The organism is Nocardia cyriacigeorgica, assembly GCF_010868145.1.
Taxonomy (GTDB): Bacteria; Actinomycetota; Actinomycetes; order Mycobacteriales; family Mycobacteriaceae; genus Nocardia; species Nocardia cyriacigeorgica_D.
In genome coordinates, this window is sequence record NZ_JAAGUY010000065.1 from 1 (window position 1) to 364 (window position 364).

At 66.5% G+C, this 364-nt stretch carries 1 protein-coding gene; it reads right to left on the reverse strand.

Annotated elements, in window-relative coordinates; genetic code table 11:
- On the reverse strand, positions 1–364 hold a 364-nt coding region (locus tag GV792_RS28770), incomplete at both ends, for a replication initiator (RefSeq protein WP_375154482.1).

Genomic DNA, 364 nt, shown 5'->3' on the forward strand with positions numbered 1-364 from the left:
CGGGGCACCCCGCCGCTGCGGCTCCACGGTGGCGAAGTACTGCACATCCCAACCGACCGCCCGCCGCAGGTTCTGCACCCACCGATCGAACAACGCCGAGAAATGCACGATGTCCCGCGCCGACCGCTGATAGTCATAGCTATCCGGGTCACGCGGTGAGCCGTCCCCGCAGACCTCGCCCTTGGAGTTGACCGCCCCATCGTTATGGACGTGCCCGTAGGACGGCATAGTGATCGTCAGGAACGTCGAGGGCCGATACTTGCCCGCATACTCCCGCCCGATGGTGGTCTTCGCGACCTTGAGCCGAGGCAGGTCCGGGACGTCCTGACGCCGCGACGTGGACCGCTTCCGCCGATCCTTAGCC